19 protein-coding genes and 2 pseudogenes are annotated in these 22,265 nt (G+C 43.2%); 5 read left to right on the forward strand and 16 right to left on the reverse strand.

Annotated elements, in window-relative coordinates:
- The first annotated feature begins 121 nt into the window (after positions 1–121).
- Positions 122–1,231: a GNAT family N-acetyltransferase gene (locus G3W54_RS09950; protein ID WP_162652909.1), complete on the forward strand. Its 1,110-nt coding sequence runs from the start codon at positions 122–124 to the stop codon at positions 1,229–1,231.
- Positions 1,232–1,439: 208 nt separating this feature from the next.
- Here the strand turns inward: G3W54_RS09950 and G3W54_RS09955 are convergent, their stop codons facing one another.
- Positions 1,440–2,663, reverse strand: a complete 1,224-nt coding sequence (locus G3W54_RS09955) for an O-antigen ligase family protein (protein ID WP_162652910.1) — start codon at positions 2,661–2,663, stop codon at positions 1,440–1,442.
- A 220-nt stretch (positions 2,664–2,883) separates the two neighbouring features.
- Between G3W54_RS09955 and G3W54_RS09960 the strand changes: the two genes are divergently transcribed.
- Complete coding sequence (locus tag G3W54_RS09960; RefSeq protein WP_162652911.1) at positions 2,884–4,392, forward strand: GumC family protein; 1,509 nt, start codon at positions 2,884–2,886, stop codon at positions 4,390–4,392.
- A gap of 184 nt (positions 4,393–4,576) precedes the next feature.
- A pseudogene (locus G3W54_RS19195) lies at positions 4,577–4,831 on the forward strand (transposase); the annotation flags it as partial.
- A gap of 537 nt (positions 4,832–5,368) precedes the next feature.
- On the opposite strand, the gene G3W54_RS09975 reads toward G3W54_RS19195, so the two are convergent.
- The 10 genes from G3W54_RS09975 to G3W54_RS10020 form a co-directional block, all read right to left on the reverse strand.
- A complete protein-coding gene (locus G3W54_RS09975) occupies positions 5,369–5,662 on the reverse strand; it encodes a HigA family addiction module antitoxin (protein WP_162652912.1) in 294 nt (97 codons plus the stop codon).
- A 17-nt stretch (positions 5,663–5,679) separates the two neighbouring features.
- Positions 5,680–5,958, reverse strand: coding sequence for a type II toxin-antitoxin system RelE/ParE family toxin (locus G3W54_RS09980; protein WP_162652913.1), 279 nt, complete (start codon positions 5,956–5,958; stop codon positions 5,680–5,682).
- Between the two features lie 123 nt (positions 5,959–6,081).
- On the reverse strand, positions 6,082–6,681 hold the full coding sequence (locus G3W54_RS09985; RefSeq protein WP_244627870.1) for a histidine phosphatase family protein: 600 nt from the start codon (positions 6,679–6,681) through the stop codon (positions 6,082–6,084).
- Positions 6,681–7,739, reverse strand: a complete 1,059-nt coding sequence (locus G3W54_RS09990) for an ABC transporter ATP-binding protein (RefSeq protein ID WP_162652914.1) — start codon at positions 7,737–7,739, stop codon at positions 6,681–6,683. The genes G3W54_RS09985 and G3W54_RS09990 overlap by 1 nt, the downstream gene beginning before the upstream one ends.
- Before the next feature lie 9 nt (positions 7,740–7,748).
- Positions 7,749–9,494 (reverse strand): iron ABC transporter permease, encoded by a 1,746-nt coding sequence (locus G3W54_RS09995; RefSeq protein WP_162652915.1) that lies wholly within the window; start codon positions 9,492–9,494, stop codon positions 7,749–7,751.
- Positions 9,495–9,578: 84 nt separating this feature from the next.
- Positions 9,579–10,700 (reverse strand): substrate-binding domain-containing protein, encoded by a 1,122-nt coding sequence (locus G3W54_RS10000; protein ID WP_162652916.1) that lies wholly within the window; start codon positions 10,698–10,700, stop codon positions 9,579–9,581.
- A 26-nt stretch (positions 10,701–10,726) separates the two neighbouring features.
- Positions 10,727–11,563, reverse strand: a complete 837-nt coding sequence (locus G3W54_RS10005; RefSeq protein ID WP_162652917.1) for a MurR/RpiR family transcriptional regulator — start codon at positions 11,561–11,563, stop codon at positions 10,727–10,729.
- A 321-nt stretch (positions 11,564–11,884) separates the two neighbouring features.
- Positions 11,885–12,769, reverse strand: coding sequence for a DMT family transporter (locus tag G3W54_RS10010; protein WP_162652918.1), 885 nt, complete (start codon positions 12,767–12,769; stop codon positions 11,885–11,887).
- A 66-nt stretch (positions 12,770–12,835) separates the two neighbouring features.
- On the reverse strand, positions 12,836–13,234 hold the full coding sequence (locus G3W54_RS10015; protein ID WP_162652919.1) for a RidA family protein: 399 nt from the start codon (positions 13,232–13,234) through the stop codon (positions 12,836–12,838).
- Positions 13,235–13,349: 115 nt separating this feature from the next.
- Positions 13,350–14,246, reverse strand: coding sequence for a LysR substrate-binding domain-containing protein (locus G3W54_RS10020; RefSeq protein WP_162652920.1), 897 nt, complete (start codon positions 14,244–14,246; stop codon positions 13,350–13,352).
- Between the two features lie 805 nt (positions 14,247–15,051).
- Here G3W54_RS10020 and G3W54_RS10025 point away from each other — a divergent pair.
- Both G3W54_RS10025 and G3W54_RS10030 read left to right on the forward strand, forming a co-directional pair.
- Positions 15,052–15,605 (forward strand): annotated as a pseudogene (locus tag G3W54_RS10025) (IS6 family transposase); the annotation flags it as partial.
- 258 nt (positions 15,606–15,863) lie between these two features.
- Complete coding sequence (locus G3W54_RS10030) at positions 15,864–16,688, forward strand: MFS transporter (RefSeq protein WP_162652921.1); 825 nt, start codon at positions 15,864–15,866, stop codon at positions 16,686–16,688.
- A gap of 307 nt (positions 16,689–16,995) precedes the next feature.
- Here the strand turns inward: G3W54_RS10030 and G3W54_RS10035 are convergent, their stop codons facing one another.
- From G3W54_RS10035 to G3W54_RS10055, 5 genes are read right to left on the reverse strand one after another with little or no spacing between them, the layout of a single operon-like run.
- The gene (locus G3W54_RS10035) at positions 16,996–18,006 is read right to left on the reverse strand and encodes a glucokinase (protein ID WP_162652922.1); all 1,011 of its coding nucleotides are present in this window, start codon (positions 18,004–18,006) and stop codon (positions 16,996–16,998) included.
- Positions 18,003–19,115 (reverse strand): ABC transporter ATP-binding protein, encoded by a 1,113-nt coding sequence (locus tag G3W54_RS10040; protein WP_162652923.1) that lies wholly within the window; start codon positions 19,113–19,115, stop codon positions 18,003–18,005. The genes G3W54_RS10035 and G3W54_RS10040 overlap by 4 nt, the downstream gene beginning before the upstream one ends.
- Before the next feature lie 35 nt (positions 19,116–19,150).
- Positions 19,151–19,990, reverse strand: a complete 840-nt coding sequence (locus G3W54_RS10045) for a carbohydrate ABC transporter permease (RefSeq protein ID WP_162652924.1) — start codon at positions 19,988–19,990, stop codon at positions 19,151–19,153.
- A gap of 1 nt (position 19,991) precedes the next feature.
- A complete protein-coding gene (locus tag G3W54_RS10050) occupies positions 19,992–20,879 on the reverse strand; it encodes a sugar ABC transporter permease (protein ID WP_162652925.1) in 888 nt (295 codons plus the stop codon).
- A gap of 24 nt (positions 20,880–20,903) precedes the next feature.
- Positions 20,904–22,151 carry an extracellular solute-binding protein gene (locus G3W54_RS10055; RefSeq protein WP_162652926.1) on the reverse strand — a complete coding sequence of 416 codons (1,248 nt, stop codon included), beginning with the start codon at positions 22,149–22,151 and terminating at the stop codon, positions 20,904–20,906.
- Positions 22,152–22,265: the final 114 nt, after the last annotated feature.

A 22,265-nucleotide genomic window follows, 5' to 3' on the forward strand; every position in this document is an offset into this window, starting at 1 on the left:
TTCTTAGAATCTCATCCAAAGGCGATGATCAGACAATTCAACTTACGCTTTGCAACTCTATTAATGAGTTACTAGGCCTGCATCCGGGATCGGAACAAAGAAATTTGTTTCCGAAAGTACAATGACAGTCAATTTATCAAAATCAGTCAATCAATGGTATGTGTCCGTAGAAGATAATTTTGATTTCAAAAGCTCAGAATATGCATCATTGTACTCAGAATCAAATGCGACAGTTTTTCAGTCTCCTAATTGGTTGAATGAATTTTATGCAAAACTCGTGAAGGCTCTGGCAATTGAGCCGGTTATAGTTACGCTACGAGATAAGGCTGGTCGGTTACAGCTTGTGCTTCCATGTGTTCGACAAGTCTCAGCAGGGATCAAACTTGTGCAACCAGCTGATATTGGCGTTTCTGATTATAATTGTATTGTCATTCGCAAGGATGCTATCGCGACAATCAAGGCTGATGAGAAACTTCAACAGGACATTTTACAAACACTATCACCTTGTGATGTCTTTTTCTTTCGCAAACAACGTTCCGATAAACCTCGCATTGAGGATATCTTAAACGGAGCTTCAATGTCGCCTGCAGACTTTAATTCATATGAAGTTGACCTGGAAAACTCATTTGATACATGGTCAAGAAATAACATGAGCAAGCAATTTCGTTCGACAAACCGGTCTAAATTAAGGAAACTCATTGCTCAATGTGGGACTTGCGATTTCGAAACTCTTACAGACAAAGCTTCGATTGAAGAAGCAATGATTTTTATTCGAGATACACGCAGTGCTCGCTATGAAGGTGACCTTCTTCTTCAACCAACATTTTTTGAATTCTACCTTTCCGTCGCATTAAAATACGCACAAGATGGTTTTGCGCAGACCTTTGTCGCGCGTGTGGATGGCAAAATCATAGCGGCTATATTCGGATTGAATTCAAATCGGCGCTATTGTTTTCTTCTGTGTGGGTTTTTAGTTGATGAATATGGAAAATTCTCGATTGGGAGCTTAACTACTAGCGCACTCATTAGTGAGAGAATTAAAGATAGTTCGGAATTATTTGATTTTGCGTTGGGAGATGAAAACTATAAAAAGAGGTATAACACGACAGCAATTGACATCAGAAATGCAGTCTATGCACGTTCTACTGTTGGTAAGTTAGTTTCACACATTTATCAAAATGCCAAACCATTGAAGAACTGGTTGAAGAAATTCAGTCCGAATCTGAGTTAAATAAATCTCGGTTTGCCCATGGTCATCTCCTTGTCCTCATTTTTAGGGAACAAAGTGTCTACAAATCTAGGGGTTATTCATAGTAGCTGTGTAAATATGATTGATACTATCAGCACATTACGTGTATCGAATGATATTCAATAAAAAAACCCACTGAACGTTAATTGGCAAATAGATACGTAGGAATATTATACTGGACTCTCGATTTCTAAATGTTTTGTATATGTGAGACGTGTTTTCTTAGAGAGAAAGTCAACACGAGAAAAATGAAGACCAATAATGAAGTTGAACGACCAATTTCATTTTCGACGAGGTTAATCACTAGATACATGTTGATATATGCAAAAGACAAAGAAATATAGCGATCTTTTAGAAAACCTATTGAGACAATTAATAGCAAATACACTGATAAAATAGCAAGACTAAACAATATGAAACCGATAACACCGTTCTCAATAATGAGAGTTATATAACCATTATGGAAATTGTCGAGAACCCAGCCATATCGGTCTTTAAAACTAATCAGTCTCTCTTCGGTCCAGAAACCACTAAGCCCAAAACCCAACAACTCATGGCCTGAAAGTTCGCTAAACCCATATTCCCAAATTTTTACTCGACTATTGGTATCAACGGTTACACCAGCCACACCAATTTTGTCGGCATCAAGTACAAAAGTTGTCGCAGCGATATTGGCGACTGGGATAGTGAATAGTACACCAACTACTACTAATAATCGCTGGATGATCAGCGGAAAACTAGCAATGATAACGGAAAAAATGCCAACTGCGGCAATAAGCTGTCCTCCACGCGAGCCAGACATGTATACCGCCAGAAAAGCGATACACACCATCGCAATGCGACCGCCTAGTGTGAATAATTGAACAAATGGGTGACTGCATAATTTCAATGGCAATGTAACCGCCGCAATTAAAGAGAAGGTTGCCACGGAGGCTAAACCATTTTTCTGACCAGCTAATCCGCGCCATTTTCCAAAATGCTCCCAACCATCTTCAACACCAATTGATGGGATAAATAAAGCAGTGAAAACACTTAGAACAACAAACGTGGATGTGGCGGAAAAAACTACCCTTAGGGAAGTTCCTAATGGCAATATATTGGCAATTGCGAGAGACGTTAACAAAGCATTCAGAATTAATACTGCTTTGATATAACTATCTGCAGATTGAACTCCCCAAAATACTGACAGACAAATATATGAAAGGAATACAACAAGAAGAAACACTTCAATTCCGGCAGGTATTCGTAGTCCTACTTTAATATAGCCTATCACGAGGATTGCCCCCGATAACATAAGGAACACGATATATCTCGCTAAGCCCATCCAAGTGGGATCTCCTAATTGTTCGGTCGGAGTCCACAATGAAAGGAGCAGGAGCACAAAGAATAATGTTATTATGAGCTTATCAGCCATCTCAAACACATCCTTTGTTTTGTCAGAATCAGAATAAGATCCAATCGAATAATTTATTATAGATTAACGTTAATAATTCAATAATGTCCCAATACTGTCTCCAACAGTGCCTGGGTACATCCAATGAAATCCGCAAAGTTAATCAAAAATTTAGTATGTTGTATTAAAACAAAACTACCCGAGAGAACAATTACCCAGATTGATTATTTGACGATTTACAATGCGAAACAAACCGCCGACAAACTCATCAACTTCTGAAAATGAAAATCTAGCAAATTATCTACAGATTGATTTGTCCCGATTGGTTTTTTGGTTGCGTCAAAAATTCCGATGGATAGTAGCAGCTATGTTTGTAGGGTTGGTACTTGGCATTATCTTCACATCGGTTTCTTCTCCTCGCTATACGGTCACGAGTAAAATATTACTCGATCCTTCAGGTTTGCAAATTGTGTCAACGCCAAACAACGATATACGGCAGACTCTACTATTGAAGATTGACAGCATGCTGCAAACATTACATTCGAGGAATGTTCTTGAGCGAGTTATATCGAGATTGGATTTAGACAATGACAAAGAGTTTGTGCCATTGTCTAAATCAAGCTTGTTTAATTTTGGTTCCGATGACCACATGGTTAATCCAGTCGCAATCGCACTGAATTCCCTTAAGAAAAAAATAACCGCTAGAAGAGATGAACGTTCATTCGTTCTGATAATGTCAGTTTGGACAGAGGACCCCGAAAAATCTGTCAAAATATCTAAGGCTATGATTGAGGAATTTAGATCGGAATTAAGTGCGTCAGCTTCCGAGGCTGCAAAGCAAATGACCGAATCATTAATCTCTCGCCTCGGCAAGCTCAAAGATGAGGTTAACAGTTCAGAAGCGCTTATAGAGAATTTCAGACGTGAAAACAGTCTACGGTTATCGCAAGGAGAACTGTCAAGCAATCGTTCTGTTACCCAAGTTGATAAGCAATTAAGCGATGCAAAGGAACGGCTATTTAATCTTCAATCACGATTCAAACAAATGTCGTCTGGTGGCTTGGATAACGCCGCGCTTCAGTCTACTACAATAGCGTCCCTTCGCGAACAATATGCGTTGCTTAAACAATTGGTGGATACAGAGGTATTAACTTACGGAGAAAAACATCCACGGCTAATTGCAGCGAAGGCTAGTTTGCAATCTCTTGAGATACAGATTGCTAACGAAGTTACTCGCTTGAAGCGCGCGACTAAAGACGAACTCGTACAGATTCAATCCGTGGTTAAACAGCTTAAAAAAGAATCTATTGATCTCTCACAGGATTTATTTTCAGAAAACGATGCACAAATTCGATTGCGCGAGTTAACGCGCCAAGCGACGGCTAAAAGCTCAGTATATGAAGAATTTCTTGCCCGAGCACGACTAGCGGAGGAACGTCAACGGATTGATCCCACCGATCTAAGGGTTATTTCAGCTCCGATAGCTCCCATAAAGCGGAATTGGCCACCAAGTGGCTTAAAAGCCGCGTTATTCGGGTCCATACTCGGGTTGGTATTGGGATCACTGGTCGTCCTCGGTTTTGGCATCAGTGTTGATGTGCGAGGCGAGAGTTTAGCTTCAAGTCATACCTATAATACTGATTACTTGGAAGAAGGGCCCTCTTTAGATACGCCAAGTTGGTCGACAAAAAAACACTCTCTTTTATGTTATTTACCCGATGAAATACCAAGGTCACGCTCACCTTTATAGCTCTTCATTGCAGCATTCTTGGGGACTGGTATTGGATTTCTTGTGGCTGGACTTACCCATGAATAGTGGAGAGGTTTTCTGTTAGATTGAGATGAGAGGCGATTTTAATGAAGAGACGATGACCTGAGCCCCAAAAGCTCCTCCATCTTGTGGTAGAATTTGTTTCAATAATTGGAGACAAGTAATGAAGCGCAGATTTAGCGACGAACAGATCATTTCAATGATCAAGGAACAAGAGAACGGTATACCAACATCAGAGGTTTGCCGAAAGTACGGGATCAGCTCGGCTAGCTTTTACAAATACAAATCAAAATACGGCGGAATGGACGCATCTGATGCTAAACGCTTGTAGGCTCTGGAAGATGAGAATGTGCGTTTGAAGAAACTGCTAGCTGACCAGATGTTAGATAACGCGATTTTGAGGGATGTTAATTCAAAAAAGCGGTAACGCCTGACAAACATCAAAGACGTCTTTAATCATGATCGGAAGATCAAAGTTCTGGGTAAAGGTAGCAAAGAACGCATTGTCTTTATTGCTAACAGCAAGCTTCTCATCGAGTTTAAACAGTTCATGGCTTGGCGAAGACAGAATGACAAGCCCGCATCACACTTGTTTCCGAACCATTGCGGTGATCGATTAATGCCGCCAGCTTTCCGAAAACGTCTGAAACTACTGTGTGAAGACAAAGGTATAACTCCCATTTAACACCACATCAATTCAGACACAGTGCGGCGACTCTACTAATAGAAAATGAGATAGATATACGAGTTGTTCAACGTCTTCTGGACCACGGAGATCTACACTCATGTTTCTAATATTGCTCTTCAACGAGCTATAACACGTGCTGATATACTCACCCATCTCAAACCTGAGGTGTTTGGGGAACGCGTTATTCAAATGCGAGCACCTAACCACTAAACGTGGTTGAATTTCTGTGGTTTCACATGATTTACACTAAAATACGCGAAATACCTATTAACCCGCGACAGCAACGCGGGTTTTAATTTGGTCGATATCTGCACCAATCTCTTGTTCAGCTTTTCGAAGTTCATAGTTTTTCTGTAAGTTCATCCAGAAAACGGCGGAACTACCAAACCACTTACCAAGGCGAAGCGCCGTATCTGCGGTAATATTACGGCGACCACGCATGACCTCTGACATACGATTCTCAGGCACTCTAAGCTGGCGAGCAAGCTCAGCAGCGCTAATGCCTATTTCTTCAAGCTCATCCTTCAAAATTTCGCCAGGATGTATAGGTGTTCTACTCATTTCAAATTCTCCTATCGTTAGTGATAGTCAACGATTTCTACATTCTCGGGACCATCATCACGCCATTCAAAGCAAATGTGCCATTGTTGATTAATCCGTATACTAAATTGCCCTACCCTATCTCCGGACAAGGCTTCAAATCGGTTACTAGGGAGAACCGTAAGATCGCCAGTTATTTCAGCTGCATCTAATATTTCTAAGCGTTTTTCAGCCTGTCGACTGAACCCTTGAAAAATTCGAACAAACTCACCGTTTGCAAACACTGATGTTTTCTTGTCACGGTAACTTTTGATCATGTGTAGGAATAGCAATAAATACGCCATACGTCAAGCATATTGAGGGTTGCAGAAAGACAACACTTCTGTCTTATCGTAACTCAAGGCGATCTAATTCGAGGACAAAATGGTCAGAAGAAAACTTTAATCTGGTGCCTGAAAATCGAGTTTATTTGGACGATAATTAAACAACTCCAAACGTTCTGTTTTATTATTCAGCAATCTAATAGCCGTAAGGCTGGCTGGAGCGACAGGAATAATACGTGATGGCTCAAGACCGAGGAAGTGATTAAGTAAGGCTCTGATCACACCGCCGTGGCACACCACTAGTAAATTTTCACATGGATTAGAAAGTTCGTTTCTAATGACTTCAGAAACTCGGTCGGAAAAAACCTTCCAATTTTCTCCCGCAGGTGGTGTTACCGTGCCAGCGCGCCATCCAAGATAAGCAGCCTCGTTCTCAGATTGAATATCTTCGATAGTACGCCCTGTCCAATCACCAACATCTACCTCGCGTAAATCCTCAGTAAACGAAGGTTTATCCGCACCAATTAGTGTTGTTGTTTCACGCACTCGCTTTAGATCCGATGAGATAGTGCGACATGGGCCTATTTCATCGATAACAGGCTTTAACTGCTCCGCTTGTATTCTACCTAATTCTGACAGTGCTATGTCGGCCTGACCTTGAAGACGGTGCGAGGCGTTCCACTCAGATTGTCCGTGTCTGACGAGTAGTATACGCATTATCCAACCCTCGCACCATTTTGGCCAAACCATCCGTCTGGTTCTTTGGGTAGTACAAAATGTGCAACCTCACCAATTTTTATTCTGGGGCTAGTATCGACAATGGCGGTCAAACGCAGTCCATCTTTTAGACCTGTTACCATTGTTCTTCCGGCTATTGTGCTCAATTCTACCAATTGCATTGGTATGCTGGTTGAGGTTTCCTGAGAACTTATCTGTAAGCTCTCAGCTTTGTACATGGCCATACAATTACGTTCAGGCGGCTTAATGAGGATATCGCAACCAGCCATCATGTATCCTGTTCCATTTTTCAAAACAGGTATGAGGTTATTTGGAGGGGTCCCAACAAATGTAGCAACAAATGCTGTTTCTGGTCGGTCAACCAAATCCTGCGGTGATCCAAATTGCTGTACGACACCCTTATTCATAACAGCCACATGCGTTGCCATTGTCATTGCTTCGATTTGGTCATGAGTAACATATACCGTTGTTGCGCCTGTCGCATGATGTAGCCGCATTAGCTCCGTTCGCATTTCCACACGCAATTTCGCATCAAGGTTAGACAGTGGCTCGTCAAATAACATAATGCTTGGCTTGGGTGCAATTGTACGTGCAATGGCAACGCGCTGCTGCTGACCCCCGGAAATCTCATTTGGGTAACGGTCAGCTAGTTCAAAAATATCCAGCAATTTAAGCGTATCTTCGACTCGCTTTGCGCGTTCCTCTCCCGACATTCTCATAATTTTTAGCGGCCATTCGACATTACCTCGAACGGACATGTGGGGCCACAAGGCGTAGGATTGAAACACAAGACCTGAATTGCGCTTTGCCGGATCCACTGACCAATTCTCGTCACCATCAGATACTTTCTGGTTGTCGAAAATAATTTCTCCTCCACTGGGTAATTCCAGCCCGGCAAGCATTCGCAAAAGCGTGGTTTTACCGCAACCTGACGGCCCAAGCAGCACAAGAAATGCACCAGCAGGAACATATATTGAAACGTCTTTAACGGCCTCAAACGCTCCAAATTTTTTATTGAGATCTTGTATTGCAAGCATAGTAAGTCCTTAATTCTGCAACCAAGGCTGAGATTTATTTTGCAGCCTGTTAGCAACCAAAGTAGCTGCGATTGATACGAATAAAATAACGATGGTGATCGCATTGGCGAATTGCCCAAAACCTTCGGATGCATATCGATATGCTAATACAGAGAGCAAGGGCATTGTGGGTGTGAACAACAAGACAACAAGGGACAGATCTCTAATGATTTTAACGAAGATCAAAATACCTCCTGCTGATAGTCCCCGTATGGAGAGCGGTATGGTAATTGAGATCAACCTTTGAACAAAATTTGCACCTGTAATACGTGCGCTTTCTTCCAATTCACCACCAACTTGTTGAATAACGGCGCGACCTGTTTGCACGGAGAACGGCAGCAAATAAGCAGTTGCTGCAATGACGAGCAGTGCAAATGTTCCGTAAAGCGCAGGTAACGGACCAATTGGTGCGCCGAGATAGGCAATATATGCCGCTCCAAATGCAATGCCGGGAACCAAAAGCGGTAAGAAGCTAATCTGCGTAATTGCTGCCGACATCCAGCCGGTGCGAAATCTTGCTATTGTATAAGAAGCCAATAGTCCGATGATCATGCCTGTAACCGCAACAGCGACTCCAAGGCTAAGTGTAATTAATAGTGCGCGCACAATATCGGGATTATAAGCAATACCTGGTATACCTTGCGCAAAGGAAGGATCAGACAGACCAGCCCAATAATGGATTGTCCAATTTGAAAAGAGGTTAGCAGATGAAGGTGCAAAACTGGATGCTAGTAAAATAATAACAGGAACAATTGTTGCGCTAAGAAGGATTGTCATTGCAATGACGAATAGCGGCCAGCGCCCTCCGCGTAGATCAAATTTTTTCGCCCTGCCACCTTTACCTGTAATTGTTGCATAGGACCTACGACCAGATACTGCACGGTTACCTGCCCAGAGAAAAACAGCTGAAATCAAAACGAGCATGATGCCAATAACATAACCTCGACCGACCTGGCCAACTTCGATCATACCAAATAGACGTGTTGATAATGTTTGCATACGAACCGGCAAGCCAACTAGAGCAGGGGTCGCAAAGTTTGATACGGCGCCAGCAAAACACAATGACCCTGCGGCGACTAGCGCAGGTGTGGTGACGGGTAAAATAATCCCCAAAAGGATACGGTATCCTTTGGCTCCTGCGATTTGAGCAGCCTCAACCAAATCAGAACTTACAGTCGCAAGTGCGGCAGCAATAATCGTAAAAGCTAAACTGAAATAATGCAGTGTTAGAATGATCAGCGTTGGAGCCATTCCCCATGCAAGCCAATCGGGAATATCAAAGCCAATGCCTTGTAACCAGCCAACTTGGCCTCCGATGCGATCATTTTTAAATAATGAACCCCAAGCCAGAGCCGCCGCAAAACTAGGGATCATAAAGGGGAGTGTAGACAATACACCTATTGTTCGGCGGAAGGGTACATTTGTCATAACAACGAGCCAAGCTAGGAACCCACCGAGGAGCATACATCCAGTGGCCACAATAACGCCAATGATCATCGTATTTACAAGCGGCCTATAAAATAAGTTCCGTGACAGACGTCCTGTTAAAACTTCTTGCCATGCGATGACTGTGTCCGCTTGGAATGTGAACAAAACCGTACGCACAAGTGGCACAACGATTAGTAATGCTAGAATGGCTAGAACAAAAATTTTAAGCAACGTGCCTTCGCGAAACAACACACGTCGACCCTGACCGCTCATAGCGACTTCGGTCATAACAGATATCCTTTGAATTGAGCTAATTCGAGTGGGTTTGCCGTATGAGCCAAACCCACTCTATATTTGAATACAGTTTAAAGTCTATTGAAGTGTCAAAACAAGGTCGCCAATTTTGGAGCGAATCTTAGCTGTTTCTGCAGGTGCAATTCTCCATGCAGTAAATTTATCTAATGCAATTGCGTCCGGATGTGGAGCGATATCAGTTCGAGTTACATAATCGCCAGCCACATAAAATGGCGCAAGGCCCGGCCCGCCAGTTTCACTTTCATCACCCATAAGGAAATCAATAACCAGGCGTGCTGCCGCCGGATTTTTTGGATTACTTGAAAGAGCTACAATTGCAGGGAAGATGATACCCGGAGCAGGTGCTACATCATTAGCGACCTGCAAGGCCCAACCTTCTTCCTCATTATCCCTACGGTCAGAGTAAGAGGTAAATCCGATAGGTGGGTTTTCTTGACCCAAGGCACCGACTGCCGCGTTTACATCGTCAGTTGAACTAACAAGGATCACGTCATTCGCAAACAAATCAGCGATGAATTTTTCACCAGCATTCTCGGCGCCGTCAAGATCAATCGGTTTCCCAAACTCAGCTTGGTATGATGCCGCCATTTGCTCTGATTGCAGAACTATTTCTGTCATCAAATCGAGGTAATCGCCGCGTTGCAGCGGATCGACCATAACAACACGGCCTTTCCATTCATCACGTGTCAAATCCCAAAGATTGTCAATAGGTGCGCCGCTTGGGTTAGCTTCTTCATTATACATCAATACTTTTGTCGATAGGCGCTGTGCCAATAGTGGGCTTTTGAATTCAGCCGGCACACGGTCTGCGATGCGTGGAGGAACGTAAGGTGCAATGATCCCTTTCTCCAATAGTTCTGTCAGAACCACAGGCGTATCTGAGATGTAAATAACGTCAGCATTTGTGATGCCTGCCTTAGCTTCTGCTGCCAAACGAGCGATTTGTTCAGTAGAGGAAATATCAAAACCCAGAAGATCTATATCAGAATAAGTTTCCTCAAAAGCCTTCTCGACTTTACCGATACGGCTTGTGAAGGAATATACTGTTACTGATCCTTCTTTTTGGGCGAGTGGCAATAAATCTTCAGCTCCCATTAGATCTAAATCATCCGCTGCCCACGCAGCGCTAGACAATAGTATACCTATCGCGCCGAAGCACGCTGTCTTAAAAGCTCTCATTTTTATCTCCCTAAATGTTGCTTAGATTATTGGAACCGTTCAATTAATTTCCCAAGTCGTTCCAATTTCGTTAATGACGCCTTTCGTGACGTTAAACCCGCAGCAATGATGATTGCATTGCAAACTGTCATCGGAACTGTGAGTGTCTGGAAAGCATCTGGATCTCCTGACCTGGGTGCTGCCAGAATAAAGTCTGGTGATGGAAATGCCATAGCTCCAGAGGCCCCAGCAATAACAATAGTTTGGGCCCCTACCTCATGCGCTGTTTCCATAAGGGGTGCGTACATGCTAGGAGAGCGGCGAAATACAAATGTAAGAATTATATCGCCCTTTCGAAGTCCAAGTGTTTGCTCAGCCAAGCTTCGAGGGTCAGCCCCCAAAAGATGCACATCCTTACCAAAGCGCCGAAAACGCTTTGTCATCATAAGAGCTAAAACTTCAGCATTTCCGCTACCTTGAATGAATATACGCTCAGAATTCATAAGAGCCTCAGCAACTCGGTTGACCTGATCTGCAGTGATGAAATTTTCAATATTAGAAAGAGCATCACTTTCCTGAAGGGCAAGATTACCTAAAATAGTTTGGGAATCATTTTCGGCAATAGTTTTCTCAAATCGTGTTGCCGTCTCATTCGTAACGATGAATTCATCGCGGAGTGCATTTCGAAAGTCAGCATAACTATTAAAACCTAGTTTTTTTGCCAAACGAGAGGCGGTTGCCTCATGCACGCCAACGGCCTTTGCAAGTTCACTTGCAGTGCCAAGGGCAGCATTTGCAGGACTATCAATAACAGACTGAACTAGACGTCGCTCGTTTGGAGTGAGCGCCTGAGCACTATCTGAGATGGTTTTTATAAGTGACATTTGTGCAGCTTCCTAAAGAATTGCAATAAATATTGCACACATTTACTATTGATGCAAGTTAATTTGCAAATCCGAAAAATTATGAGTGTCTGCTAACTAGTAAATCGATTACTTTTGAAGATAGGATAGCAGCTATTGACCAATGGCAGAATACACTCAAGCAAATGAGATGGCTGTTTATGGAGCAATCGTGGTATTCTGATTTATTGTAACTTCAAAGCCCTGCCTCAATTCAAAACAGAAAACTATGCGAATACCTGTAACGCTGGTTACAGCAATTGAACCCAAAGCCTAAGATAGTCATGTCAATGACTTGGGAAGTTAAAGCGCAACGGCACGCTTTGCTGGCCACCTTGCAAACATGACAAGATTGCCTGTTATCGTTAGGGCAAGGCCCAAAACCGCTGTGTCATGCCATTCGTATCCTTCAAAGATGGTCGACATGAATAATGCGACGACAGGGAATAACACCGTGGCATAAGCCGCACGGTCTGACCCTAATCGAGCGACCATCAAGAGATAGGTGCTAAAACCGATGACCGATCCAATGACAGCAAGATAAATCAGCGCCCCAATGTAAATTAGAGAACTAGGCAACGTGAAGGTTGCACCCGTGAAGACAGCTATGGTGAGCAGAACCAAAGCGCCTATGCCCATGCCCCATGCATTGGCGATTACGGGCGTGACACCATGCAAGTTGTTTTTGCGAGACATCATGTTACCAAGTGAGAACAGCACAGTACCAACTGTTGCCCAGCCAACACCCTGAATAACAGCAATATCAAATGTCACGGTGAGATCACGCCAAAACAGCAAGAGCAAGCCTGTCGCACCAATGATGCCTGCAACGACGGTTCTCGGGCGCACTTTTTCACCAAAAAAGATACGAGCATTGATCGCATTGAAAATAGTAGCCAGCGAAAAAATCACTGAAACCAATCCTGATGGCATCAAAGACGTCGCGTGATAGAAGCACAGAAAATTGACGCTGAATAAGCAGAGCGCCTGCAGAATAACAAAACGCCATTGGGTGGGAAGTTTTAAGCGACCCAATAGTGCAAGCCCGATCAAGAACACAATGCAGGCCAGTGCAAAGCGATAAAACACCGAAATAATGACGTCGACGGGTCCAATCTGCCAAGCAATGGCGATCCAAGTGGTCCCCCATATCAGGACGGTGGCGGCAAACAGCAAAAAATTGATCATGAACTACCCATGTTGCTTGAGAACTTAAATACTGGAAGAAATCTAACTACTCATATCACCACTGCATTATTTGGCAGCGGTAACTTCTATTTCAACGAGCAGGTCAGAGGCAGCCAATGCTGATACGACCAATGTCGTTACGGCGGGAGGATGACCTAAATTCTTTCGACTTTGACGCACTTCGGAAAGATCAGTTAGATTTTCAGCGTCAGTAATATAATATGTAATTCGAAGAATATCTGCTGTAGTCATGTTCGCACTTTCCAACAATGCCTCGACGTTATTGAATGCTTGGTGGCACTGGTCTATAAATCCCTCAAGTGTCTCGCCGTCAGAGGTAACACCTATTTGTCCGGCAAGACAAATAATTCTGCTTGGGGAAGTAATTTCAGTACCATGAACATAGATGCCCTGATATTGTTTAGGCACTTCACGTACATTTCTTGCCGTTAATTGTGTTATCATAATAATCTCCCAGTCATTTGGAGTAATATGAAAAACATGTGAATAAAACACCAACAAAAAGGATGCACAAGCCATAAAACTGACTTCTACCTCATAGCATATAAAAATTTGATATTTATCCTCGAAAGCTCTCAGATTGCTGTTCCAACCATTTACGGAACTTTCGAATTTTCGTGGAATTACGATGGCTTGTTGGTAAAACTAGCCAGAAACCACTTCCGTCATCACATATGAGTTCAAAAGGCTGGATAAGCTGACCATTCGCGAGTTCATTTTGGAAAAATGCAGGGCTCAACATTGCCACACCTTGTCCAGCAATTGCTGCATTTGCTTCAAGAATTTGAGGGCCAAATTGTTGGCTTCGTCGTTCCAAAATATCTACATCAGTTATGCCAGCAGCTTCAAGCCATAATTTCCACCATGGATCGCCACCAGAAATAAAAGGTAAATTTAGGAGATCCGTCGGACTATCTACACCTCCAATGCTTTGTGCAAGTTTGGGGCTCATCATTGGCGTGAAATAAGTTGGCATCAGCAAGTAAGAGATTAATCCTTCCCATGTTCCTTTTCCTCCCCTAATTGCTATATCAAATGATCCAGCTTGCAAATCTACAAGGGCTTCACTGATTTCAACACGAACTGCAATCCTAGGATTTTCCATCTGGAATGCTCCTAAACGTTGGGCAAGGAAATTTGTTCCAAATGTTGGAATAACAGAGATGGAAAGAGTTTCTTGAGAATGAGTTTTTGCGTCTGAAAATGCATCGCCTAATATATCTAGTGCCTCTGATGTGCGTTTTGCAAATTGTTGACCTGTTTTTGTTAAATCTACACCCCTTGCTTTGCGTACGAAAAGTGGTGCACCAATACGTTCTTCCAATATTTTTATTTGGTAACTTACGGCCGCTTGTGTCATGCCAAGATTAGATGCCGCTGCGGTGAAATTTTTACATCGAGCGGCTTCTTCGAATACCCGGGTAGCTGTAAGAGGCGGAAGTATAGGTCTGACCACAGATAAATTCTCCTTGTGTCTAGCATAAGGAATTTAATTTGTCGTTCAATGATTAAATAGCCATTGTTGGGTGAAACTTAATTGCTTTTACGGTGAAATTTTGACGAATCTATCCAATATATTTTTGTTTATCAATAGAATGTGTCGGCGCAATGATAAACGTGAGCCAAATAACGGTCAAACCATCGATATTCAGCATTGGACCGAGCATATGCGACGTGACATAGGAATAAATAATGATTCATTCCCTCAAGATCGTGAGAGCTATATTTCACTTATGCATGGCCGAATAAATAAAACGCTTTCCAAGCAAAGACGGTTTTAGTTTAGAGAAAGTTTATGGCACAAACGACGCACATATTCCAGACTAAACTTCGGCGTCCAACAACAGGTCTTTTAAACCTATCCACTGAGCACGGGATAGATCAAACGTCAGAAGACTCTCAAACAAATGAGCATGACTACTTATGAGATAAAAGCGGAATTATGAGTTATCGTAATTTTGGTTTAAATTAACGACACAAAACCATAAACTCAATATCTATTCAACCCAAGATTACTTTCATTTCAGAAACCACTCGACACTTGCATATATACGTTTAAACTATCTAATCTATCATTCTATCATTCTATCATTCTATCATTCTATCATTCTATCATTCTATCATTCTATCATTCTATCGAATCAACTCTAGATTGACGCAATTTAGGTTACGCTAAAAGGTAGTGTCGCAAAGTTTACGCTCGGTTCATCTTGATTTTGTAATAGACCTTTAGTTCAGCGTCTATTCAGATTGAGATTTAAATGATTGACTTTAAAGGTAACCATTACCCAAAAGGTGTCATCCTGTATGCAGTATTCTTCTATGTCCGTTATGCTGTCTCCTATCGTGATCTGGAAGAAATCATGGAGGAGCGTGGTGTTGAAGTTGATCATGCGACTCTGAACCGTTGGGTGGTAAAATATTCACCAATAATAGCATCTAAAGCGCAACGCCGGAAATCAAGAATCAGTTCATCGTGGCGTATGCCTTCTCGGGACATTGCCAAGCAATGCCCTGCCAGGTAACAGACGAAACCTACATCAAGGTTAAAGGCAGATGGACTTACTATTACCGCGCTGTCGACAAGAACCCCTCTCGGGACATTACTGCGTAATGCCCTGTCGGGTAAACCCTTGATTTCATGCTGTCAGAGCAACGCGATGCCAAAGCAGCTCGGCGCTTCTTCAAACAGGCTATTAATACTAACGATGTGCCGGACAAGGTGGTTATCGACAAGAGTGGTGCCAATCTGGCGGGACTGCTATGGACTGTTGTGATGTTGAAATTCGCGAAGGGAAGTAAGTTGATCAAGATAATGATCCGAGCGTAAACTTTGCAACACTACCCTCCGAAGTTTCTCTCCTAAAAATAGCAAAATTTTTAGGAAAACTCGTTCCGAATTGGATTGAACCGCCAGAACTTGATGCAAGATGCAAAGTTTTCGATGAAGCAGCTTTCTGTGCTGGGCAATCCATCTAATGCAATTGCTAATAGTTCCTTGGATAATCGAAAATGTGCTATTGGAAGTAGATATATTATTTAGTGATAATTATTTAAAATTTGGAGTGTGAATATGTCTTCAGATGCCTTTGCTGATAGTGAAAAAAGTCAATCGTTTGGAAAATTGATATTCTTCACAATGTGCGTCGCCACACTTCTTGGTTTTTCGATGACAACAACTCAATCATTTTTGCCTAATGTTATGGAAATGAAAGGAATTCCAACATCGATTACAGGCTATGCAATGTCCTCAACAGCCGTTCTAACTTTAATTTTTGGATTGCTATCTGCGGCATTGATGGCTCGGCTTGGGACCCCTTTTTTGATGTTTGCGGGCATGGCCATCATGCTCATTTGTCACATAAGTCTTGAGTTTGCATCTGAAAACTATGTCGCAATCTTTCTCTGTCGAATAATATACGGCGCAGGGGCAGGTATTTTCTACCCTTCAGCACTTACTTTTGTTAAAGGCGTGCTAACTGGATCTAACACAGTAACGTTATTTGGTGTGTATACATCAATGATCCCCGGTGCCTTTCTCATAGGCCCTCTTTTTGGTGAATGGTACTTATCCAATTACGGCAGCGACGGATACTTTTTGGCATCTGCTATTCCAGGAATTCTGTCGGTAGCAATGCTGTTGGGCGTTTGGGTTCGGAATTGGAGTCCGAGAGAAGAATATAAGGTTACCGCCAAATATAGTAAGGTTTTGTCAAATCCCACCTCATGGCTGCCAATACTCTGCTTATTTCTCGTAGGTAGGGGGATATGTAATTTCCTTTTTACCATATGTCTCCGCAGGCAGAGAAGTGTCTGGCGCCCTTTTCATTGTAGCCGCAACTGTTGGCTTAATTGCATCTCGCTTTTTGGTCGTCAGTCGTTTGCGCCATTTAAATAACGCTGCTGTGTCTGTTGGCGCAAAATGTCTTATGGCAATCTCCCTTCTTGCCTTAGGGCAGTTACAGGGCCCTATTGCTATCGCAGTTTGCGGGTTTTTCTTCGGTTTGTCCTATGCTCCGACATATCCCTTCATTTCTGTTTGGATTCTTGATGGGTTTGACAAGAAGCTACATCACTTAGTTATCGCTTTGACCAATTCGATATTTAACTTTTTTATGTTTGTCGCACCATTTTTCGTATCTTTTTACACAAGTGTTCTTGGTCTTAGTTTTGATAGCTATCAAAACTCTTTATCCCTTGCAGTATTATTGTTCGCGGGTGCTTGCGTTGCCCTTAAAGGGGCTTGTCGCAAAGTTCATTTGAGTTGATGCATAGACCGCACATCCAACCAATCCAATATTGTCTTCATTTGCCAGATAGATAGGAAAGTTGCGCATTAAGTTTGTTTGACGGCCTTTTGCTTCAAATATTTCTCGAAATGAACAACGTTTAATCCATGGTGATAATGCTCGAGTAACCCCACCATAGAGATAGATACCTCCCATCGGAAGATTAGCCAGCGCCAAATCACCCACGACCCTTGCAAATATAGATGCGATAATTTCGACCGTAAGATTGCAAGCTTTATCGTCACCGCGCAGTGCAGATTCTGTAATCATAGGTCCGCTAATTGCCTGATATGGTAAGTCGTAAAATGTACAAACCCAGCTATAAACATCAAGAATACCCTGCCCTGAAAGAACGCGTTCGACGGAGGCCCGCAGGTATTTTTGCGCAAGGTAATTCCGCAACTCCCATTCAAACTCTTTCTCAATCGGCAAAGTCATATGACCACATTCAGCAGATAAGGAATATGCCATTCCAAAACCTGCAGGTTTGGCAGACGTAGCAGCGTTGAACCCGGTACCAGCACCGACAATCATTTTTCGTGTCTCTGTTGCTGCTGTCGGGCCAGACACATGAAGCACATTCGCTGTGGGTAAATTCTGAAGTGCAAATCCCAACGCCTCAAAATCATTTACAGCTGAAATGTTTGCATCAAAGACTTTGCGAACTTCATCAAGTTCAATCACCCAATTGCAGTTTGTCAGCGGGATCGCAGGCCCTTCAATCGGTGCGGCAATCGACATACAAATATTAGCAATTGTTGAGATATTTGTTTGATTTAAATAGGTATTTGCCGCGCTCAAAAATGTCGTATAATCCGCATTTTGGATCTTCACACATTCGATCGGCTGATCACCTTTTTCACCTACGATACCAAGCCGTGTATTCGTGCCGCCAATATCTGCAACAAGCGCATATGCTGTACTCATATTCGGCACTCAGTTTCCGGATCGAAATAAGAAACCTTGCTCAAATCAAAGTAGATCGGGAGGCGAGCACCTGATTTTACATCAATATCGCCGTGAAAACGCGCTGTTACTTCCGCAGCAGCTAGTTCTATCTGAGCAAATGTATCAGACCCTGCCGGCTCGACGACTTCCAATAAGCATTCGGACATTTGCGGCGGGCCATCAATATCAGGTGCCCTGTCTGTCAGGGCTTCGGGACGAAGACCCATCGTAACGTTTTTGCCATTATATTTTGCGAGCTCGACCGGAGGGGCCGTGTCAGTTAAAACCAGCGGAACATCATTTTCGCGCTCAATAGTTATCTGCGCGGCACCGTCGGAAAATCCAATTTTTGCTTGAAAGAGGTTCATAGAAGGTGCACCCATAAATCCTGCAACGAACATATTGGTGGGTTCATTATAGATCTGCTTCGGTGTTCCCGCCTGTTGAATAATGCCATCCTTCATGACCAAAATTTTTGTCGCCAATGTCATGGCTTCAATTTGATCGTGGGTCACATAGATCATTGTTGCACCTAAACGTTCGTGTAACCGTTTGATTTCAGTGCGCATAGTTACGCGCAACTTGGCATCCAGATTGGAGAGAGGTTCGTCAAACAAAAATAATTTTGGATCACGTACCAATGCTCGTCCCATTGCAACTCGCTGTCGCTGACCACCAGATAGTTGTGCAGGAAATCTGGTAAGTAATTGCTCGATTTTCAGCAATTTGGCAACCTGCTGAATATTAGCATTGCGTTTGGCTTGCGGCACCTTGCGAACCTCAAGGCCATAGCCAATATTATGTGCCACATCCATATTCGGAAACAGAGCATATGATTGGAAGACCATAGCGATGTTTCGTTTGGACGGGTCTGTTGACGTAACATCACGGCCATCAATCTGAATTTGCCCTGATGTGGGGTCAGTCAGCCCGCCAATACAACTCAATAATGTGGATTTGCCGCAACCTGATGGTCCGACAAGCACAAGAAAATCGCCCTGCTCAATTTCAAAATCAATATCGCGCAGAATTTTAAGCTGGCCATATTCCTTACAAATGGATTGAACTGATAATATTGGATAAGACACTAAACTCTCCTTGGGAGGAAACTAACCATTTCGGGTCAACCTTTGACACTGCCGGCGACGAGGCCGGATACGATAAAACGTTGGAAAAAAATTGCTAAAAATGCAGGGGGCAATGTTGCAAGAACACCTACTGCTGCGATAACGCCATAATCAGTCACTCGGCCAGCCGCAAAATCAGCAATAGCAATAGGTAATGTTTTTGAGGACAGATCACTGGTGAAAATCAGCGCATAGAAAAACTCATCCCAGGCGACCAAAAAGGACAACATTGCGGTGGCTACGATTGCAGGTGCCGCCAGAGGCAACACTACACGGCGCAATGTGTAGATGGTTGATGCACCTTCGACAAACGAGGCATGCTCGATTTCTACCGGCAAAACATCCAAGTTCGATTTCATCAACCAAACGGCAAATGGCAGCAATAAAGCACAATAGACAATCAGCAACGTGATGATATTGTTCAGCAGGCCTAATTTTCCGAACACTTCATACAATGGCAACACATAGGTAATTGGTGGCATCATAATAGTAGCCAGAAACAAGAACATAAGCGACAGGGGTGCCCGCCGACGAGAAAATGCATAAGCGGCAGGAATAGCTAAGAATAGAGCAACCAAAGTCGCACCGCCAGACGTAAGGATCGAATTTCTCAAAGCCATCAAAAATCGTTGTCCACTGCCATTATCCCAATCAAACAACTGCACATAGCGCGAGAAATCCAGCTGGGATGGGATCCAAGAAAGTGGCACCGTCGTGAGATCTTTAGGGCTGCTCACGCTCATAATAACTAGCCACAAAATGGGTGCAAGTGTGAAGAACGCCAGAACGAATGACGCAGCATAAAGACTGGTTTTTTGCAAAGAGCTATGCTTCATTTTAAATGCTCCTCGATTGGCGCTGAGCGCCACGATAATAAATCGCAATCAACACCGCACTAACAACCGCCAAAAGCACAGCATATGAAGATCCGCTACCCGTGCGAAGATAATTGAAATATTCTTGGTATACGAAGAAGCTCGCTGTTTTGGTGCTATCGACCGGACCACCACGTGTCATTACATAGATGATATCAAACACGCGGAATGCTTCGATTATTCGCAAAATAAGCACAACTGATAGGGGACCTAAAATCCAAGGCAGTGTGATTGAGCGAAAACGCTTCCAAGCCCCTGCTCCTTCTATTGATGCTGCTTTATGCAAATCAGATGGAATGGACTGTAATGCCGCTAAGGCAACGTAGGCAATTAGTGGAAAATTCTTCCACACATCAGCCAGAACCACCATGTTAAGCGCTAATTTAGGATCACCTAACCAACTGCGGTATTCTCCAATTAGCCCGAGCTGATAAAGCATAGAATTTAATGCACCATAGTCGGGGTGATAAATAAGACGCCATGCCAGTGCATTGACGATTGTGGGCACAGCCCAAGGCAATATAATAAGCGCACGCATGAGGTTACGGCCACGAAACTCTTGATTGAGCAACATAGCCGCTGCTACACCAATCAGTGCCTCGGCCCCCACTGAAACAATGGTAAAATAAAGTGTTCTGCCAAGTGCAGCTCGAAAGTATGGATCCCCAATGGCGTACAAATAGTTCTCAAATCCAATCCAGTTTGGACCCAAGACTGAATAGGTGATTTCTGCGTCCGTGAAGCTTGTTACAAACGTCTTCACAAACGGGATACCGGTAATTAAGAGGAGAATAAGAATGGTCGGCGCCAGCAAAATCCATTTTTCATTCTTTTTTCCAACGTCGAACATATAATCCTCCTCTAAATTCGCGATCTAGCGGACTGCTTTTACGCGGGCAGCAGCTTCATCCAATGCAGCTTTTGCTTCGGTTTGACCGAGCAATGCACCATGAATCTGAGCTTGGAGAATACCAGATATTTCAGTATATGATTTTACCAGTGGACGCGGATACATTGCAGCAATCGCATCGTTTGCAGCAGCTACAAGATCTTCTTGCCCCTCAACGACTGCAGGTACTTTATATGACGCTTTCCAAACTGGAAGACTAAGCTTGGCGTATTTTTCTTGCACCGTCTTTTTTGTAAGATGAGCAATATATGACCATGCTTCGCCCTCATGTGGGCTGTTCACCGGAATACCCAATCCCATTGAGCCGTTGACTGCCGATGCCGTTGATAAGCCCTCAACACCGAGACCTGGCACAACACCAACTTTTCCAGCGACAGAGCTTTCAGCCGGGTCGTTAACAAGTGAATTCATATAGGTCCAGTTTAGCGCAAATGCCGCATCACCGTTTGAAAACACACGCCTTACATCTTCTTCGAAATATTCTGTCGAAGATGGGTTGGTAAGCCCTTCTGATAGTGAGCCAGCCATGTATTCAACTGCCTTGAGCGACCCGCCACTGTTAAACGCAGGAGATTTTGGATCATTATCATTGAAGAATTCTCCGCCGAATGCAGAAAGCAATGTTGTATAATCACAAATCATTGCTTCGGACTGCGACCAGCTCCACACCAATGGATATTCAACCAAACCTTTTTCCTTGACCACACGTGCCTGTACCAGAAGTTCATCCCATGTTGTCGGTGGGTTCTGAATACCAGCCTTTTCAAGGATCTCAGTATTGTAATACAGATACTTGGTATCCAGAATCCAAGGCATTCCGTATTTGGCGTTGTTGTATTCAACCGTTGTCCACGCACCGTCAAAAATCTGATCATCTAGATCGGCAGGTACACGCTCAGACAAATCCGTTAAAAACCCACGAACGGCAAACTCAGCAGGCCAAATAACATCAAACAACACAACATCATATCCATTGTCGCCTGCGCCAATAGAGGCAACGATTTTGTCATGCAGCGCCTCGTATGGAACAAATTCCATGTTTACTGTAACGCCAGGATTGCTTGCCTCAAATTCGGCTGTCATGTCCTTGATATTTTGCTCGCTATACGCGGCTTGGCTCATAAATAGTGCATTTAATTCCGTGTCAGCGAATACTGTAGATGTGCTTATTGCCAGCGCTGATACAGCTGCTAATAGTAGTGATTTTTTCATTAGATTTCCTCTCCTCAATCAATTTATGACTAAACGATAACACCAAATTCTATTTTGTCAAATCATTTTACAAAATAGACAGAATGCTGATTTTATGCTAATTATAAGGTCTTG

Origin of the sequence: Lentilitoribacter sp. Alg239-R112, from assembly GCF_900537175.1 — a bacterium.
Lineage (GTDB): Bacteria > Pseudomonadota > Alphaproteobacteria > Rhizobiales > Rhizobiaceae > Lentilitoribacter.

Excerpts from the sequence above, each read along its gene's own strand:
- G3W54_RS09950 (WP_162652909.1), top strand. The coding sequence starts at position 122 with ATGACAGTCAATTTATCAAAATCAGTCAATCAATGGTATGTGTCCGTA.
- G3W54_RS09955 (WP_162652910.1), bottom strand. The coding sequence starts at position 2,663 with ATGGCTGATAAGCTCATAATAACATTATTCTTTGTGCTCCTGCTCCTT.
- G3W54_RS09960 (WP_162652911.1), top strand. The coding sequence starts at position 2,884 with ATGCGAAACAAACCGCCGACAAACTCATCAACTTCTGAAAATGAAAAT.
- G3W54_RS09975 (WP_162652912.1), bottom strand. The coding sequence starts at position 5,662 with ATGAGTAGAACACCTATACATCCTGGCGAAATTTTGAAGGATGAGCTT.
- G3W54_RS09980 (WP_162652913.1), bottom strand. The coding sequence starts at position 5,958 with ATGATCAAAAGTTACCGTGACAAGAAAACATCAGTGTTTGCAAACGGT.
- G3W54_RS09985 (WP_244627870.1), bottom strand. The coding sequence starts at position 6,681 with ATGCGTATACTACTCGTCAGACACGGACAATCTGAGTGGAACGCCTCG.
- G3W54_RS09990 (WP_162652914.1), bottom strand. The coding sequence starts at position 7,739 with ATGCTTGCAATACAAGATCTCAATAAAAAATTTGGAGCGTTTGAGGCC.
- G3W54_RS09995 (WP_162652915.1), bottom strand. The coding sequence starts at position 9,494 with ATGACCGAAGTCGCTATGAGCGGTCAGGGTCGACGTGTGTTGTTTCGC.
- G3W54_RS10000 (WP_162652916.1), bottom strand. The coding sequence starts at position 10,700 with ATGAGAGCTTTTAAGACAGCGTGCTTCGGCGCGATAGGTATACTATTG.
- G3W54_RS10005 (WP_162652917.1), bottom strand. The coding sequence starts at position 11,563 with ATGTCACTTATAAAAACCATCTCAGATAGTGCTCAGGCGCTCACTCCA.
- G3W54_RS10010 (WP_162652918.1), bottom strand. The coding sequence starts at position 12,769 with ATGATCAATTTTTTGCTGTTTGCCGCCACCGTCCTGATATGGGGGACC.
- G3W54_RS10015 (WP_162652919.1), bottom strand. The coding sequence starts at position 13,234 with ATGATAACACAATTAACGGCAAGAAATGTACGTGAAGTGCCTAAACAA.
- G3W54_RS10030 (WP_162652921.1), top strand. The coding sequence starts at position 15,864 with ATGTCTTCAGATGCCTTTGCTGATAGTGAAAAAAGTCAATCGTTTGGA.
- G3W54_RS10035 (WP_162652922.1), bottom strand. The coding sequence starts at position 18,006 with ATGAGTACAGCATATGCGCTTGTTGCAGATATTGGCGGCACGAATACA.
- G3W54_RS10045 (WP_162652924.1), bottom strand. The coding sequence starts at position 19,990 with ATGAAGCATAGCTCTTTGCAAAAAACCAGTCTTTATGCTGCGTCATTC.
- G3W54_RS10050 (WP_162652925.1), bottom strand. The coding sequence starts at position 20,879 with ATGTTCGACGTTGGAAAAAAGAATGAAAAATGGATTTTGCTGGCGCCG.
- G3W54_RS10055 (WP_162652926.1), bottom strand. The coding sequence starts at position 22,151 with ATGAAAAAATCACTACTATTAGCAGCTGTATCAGCGCTGGCAATAAGC.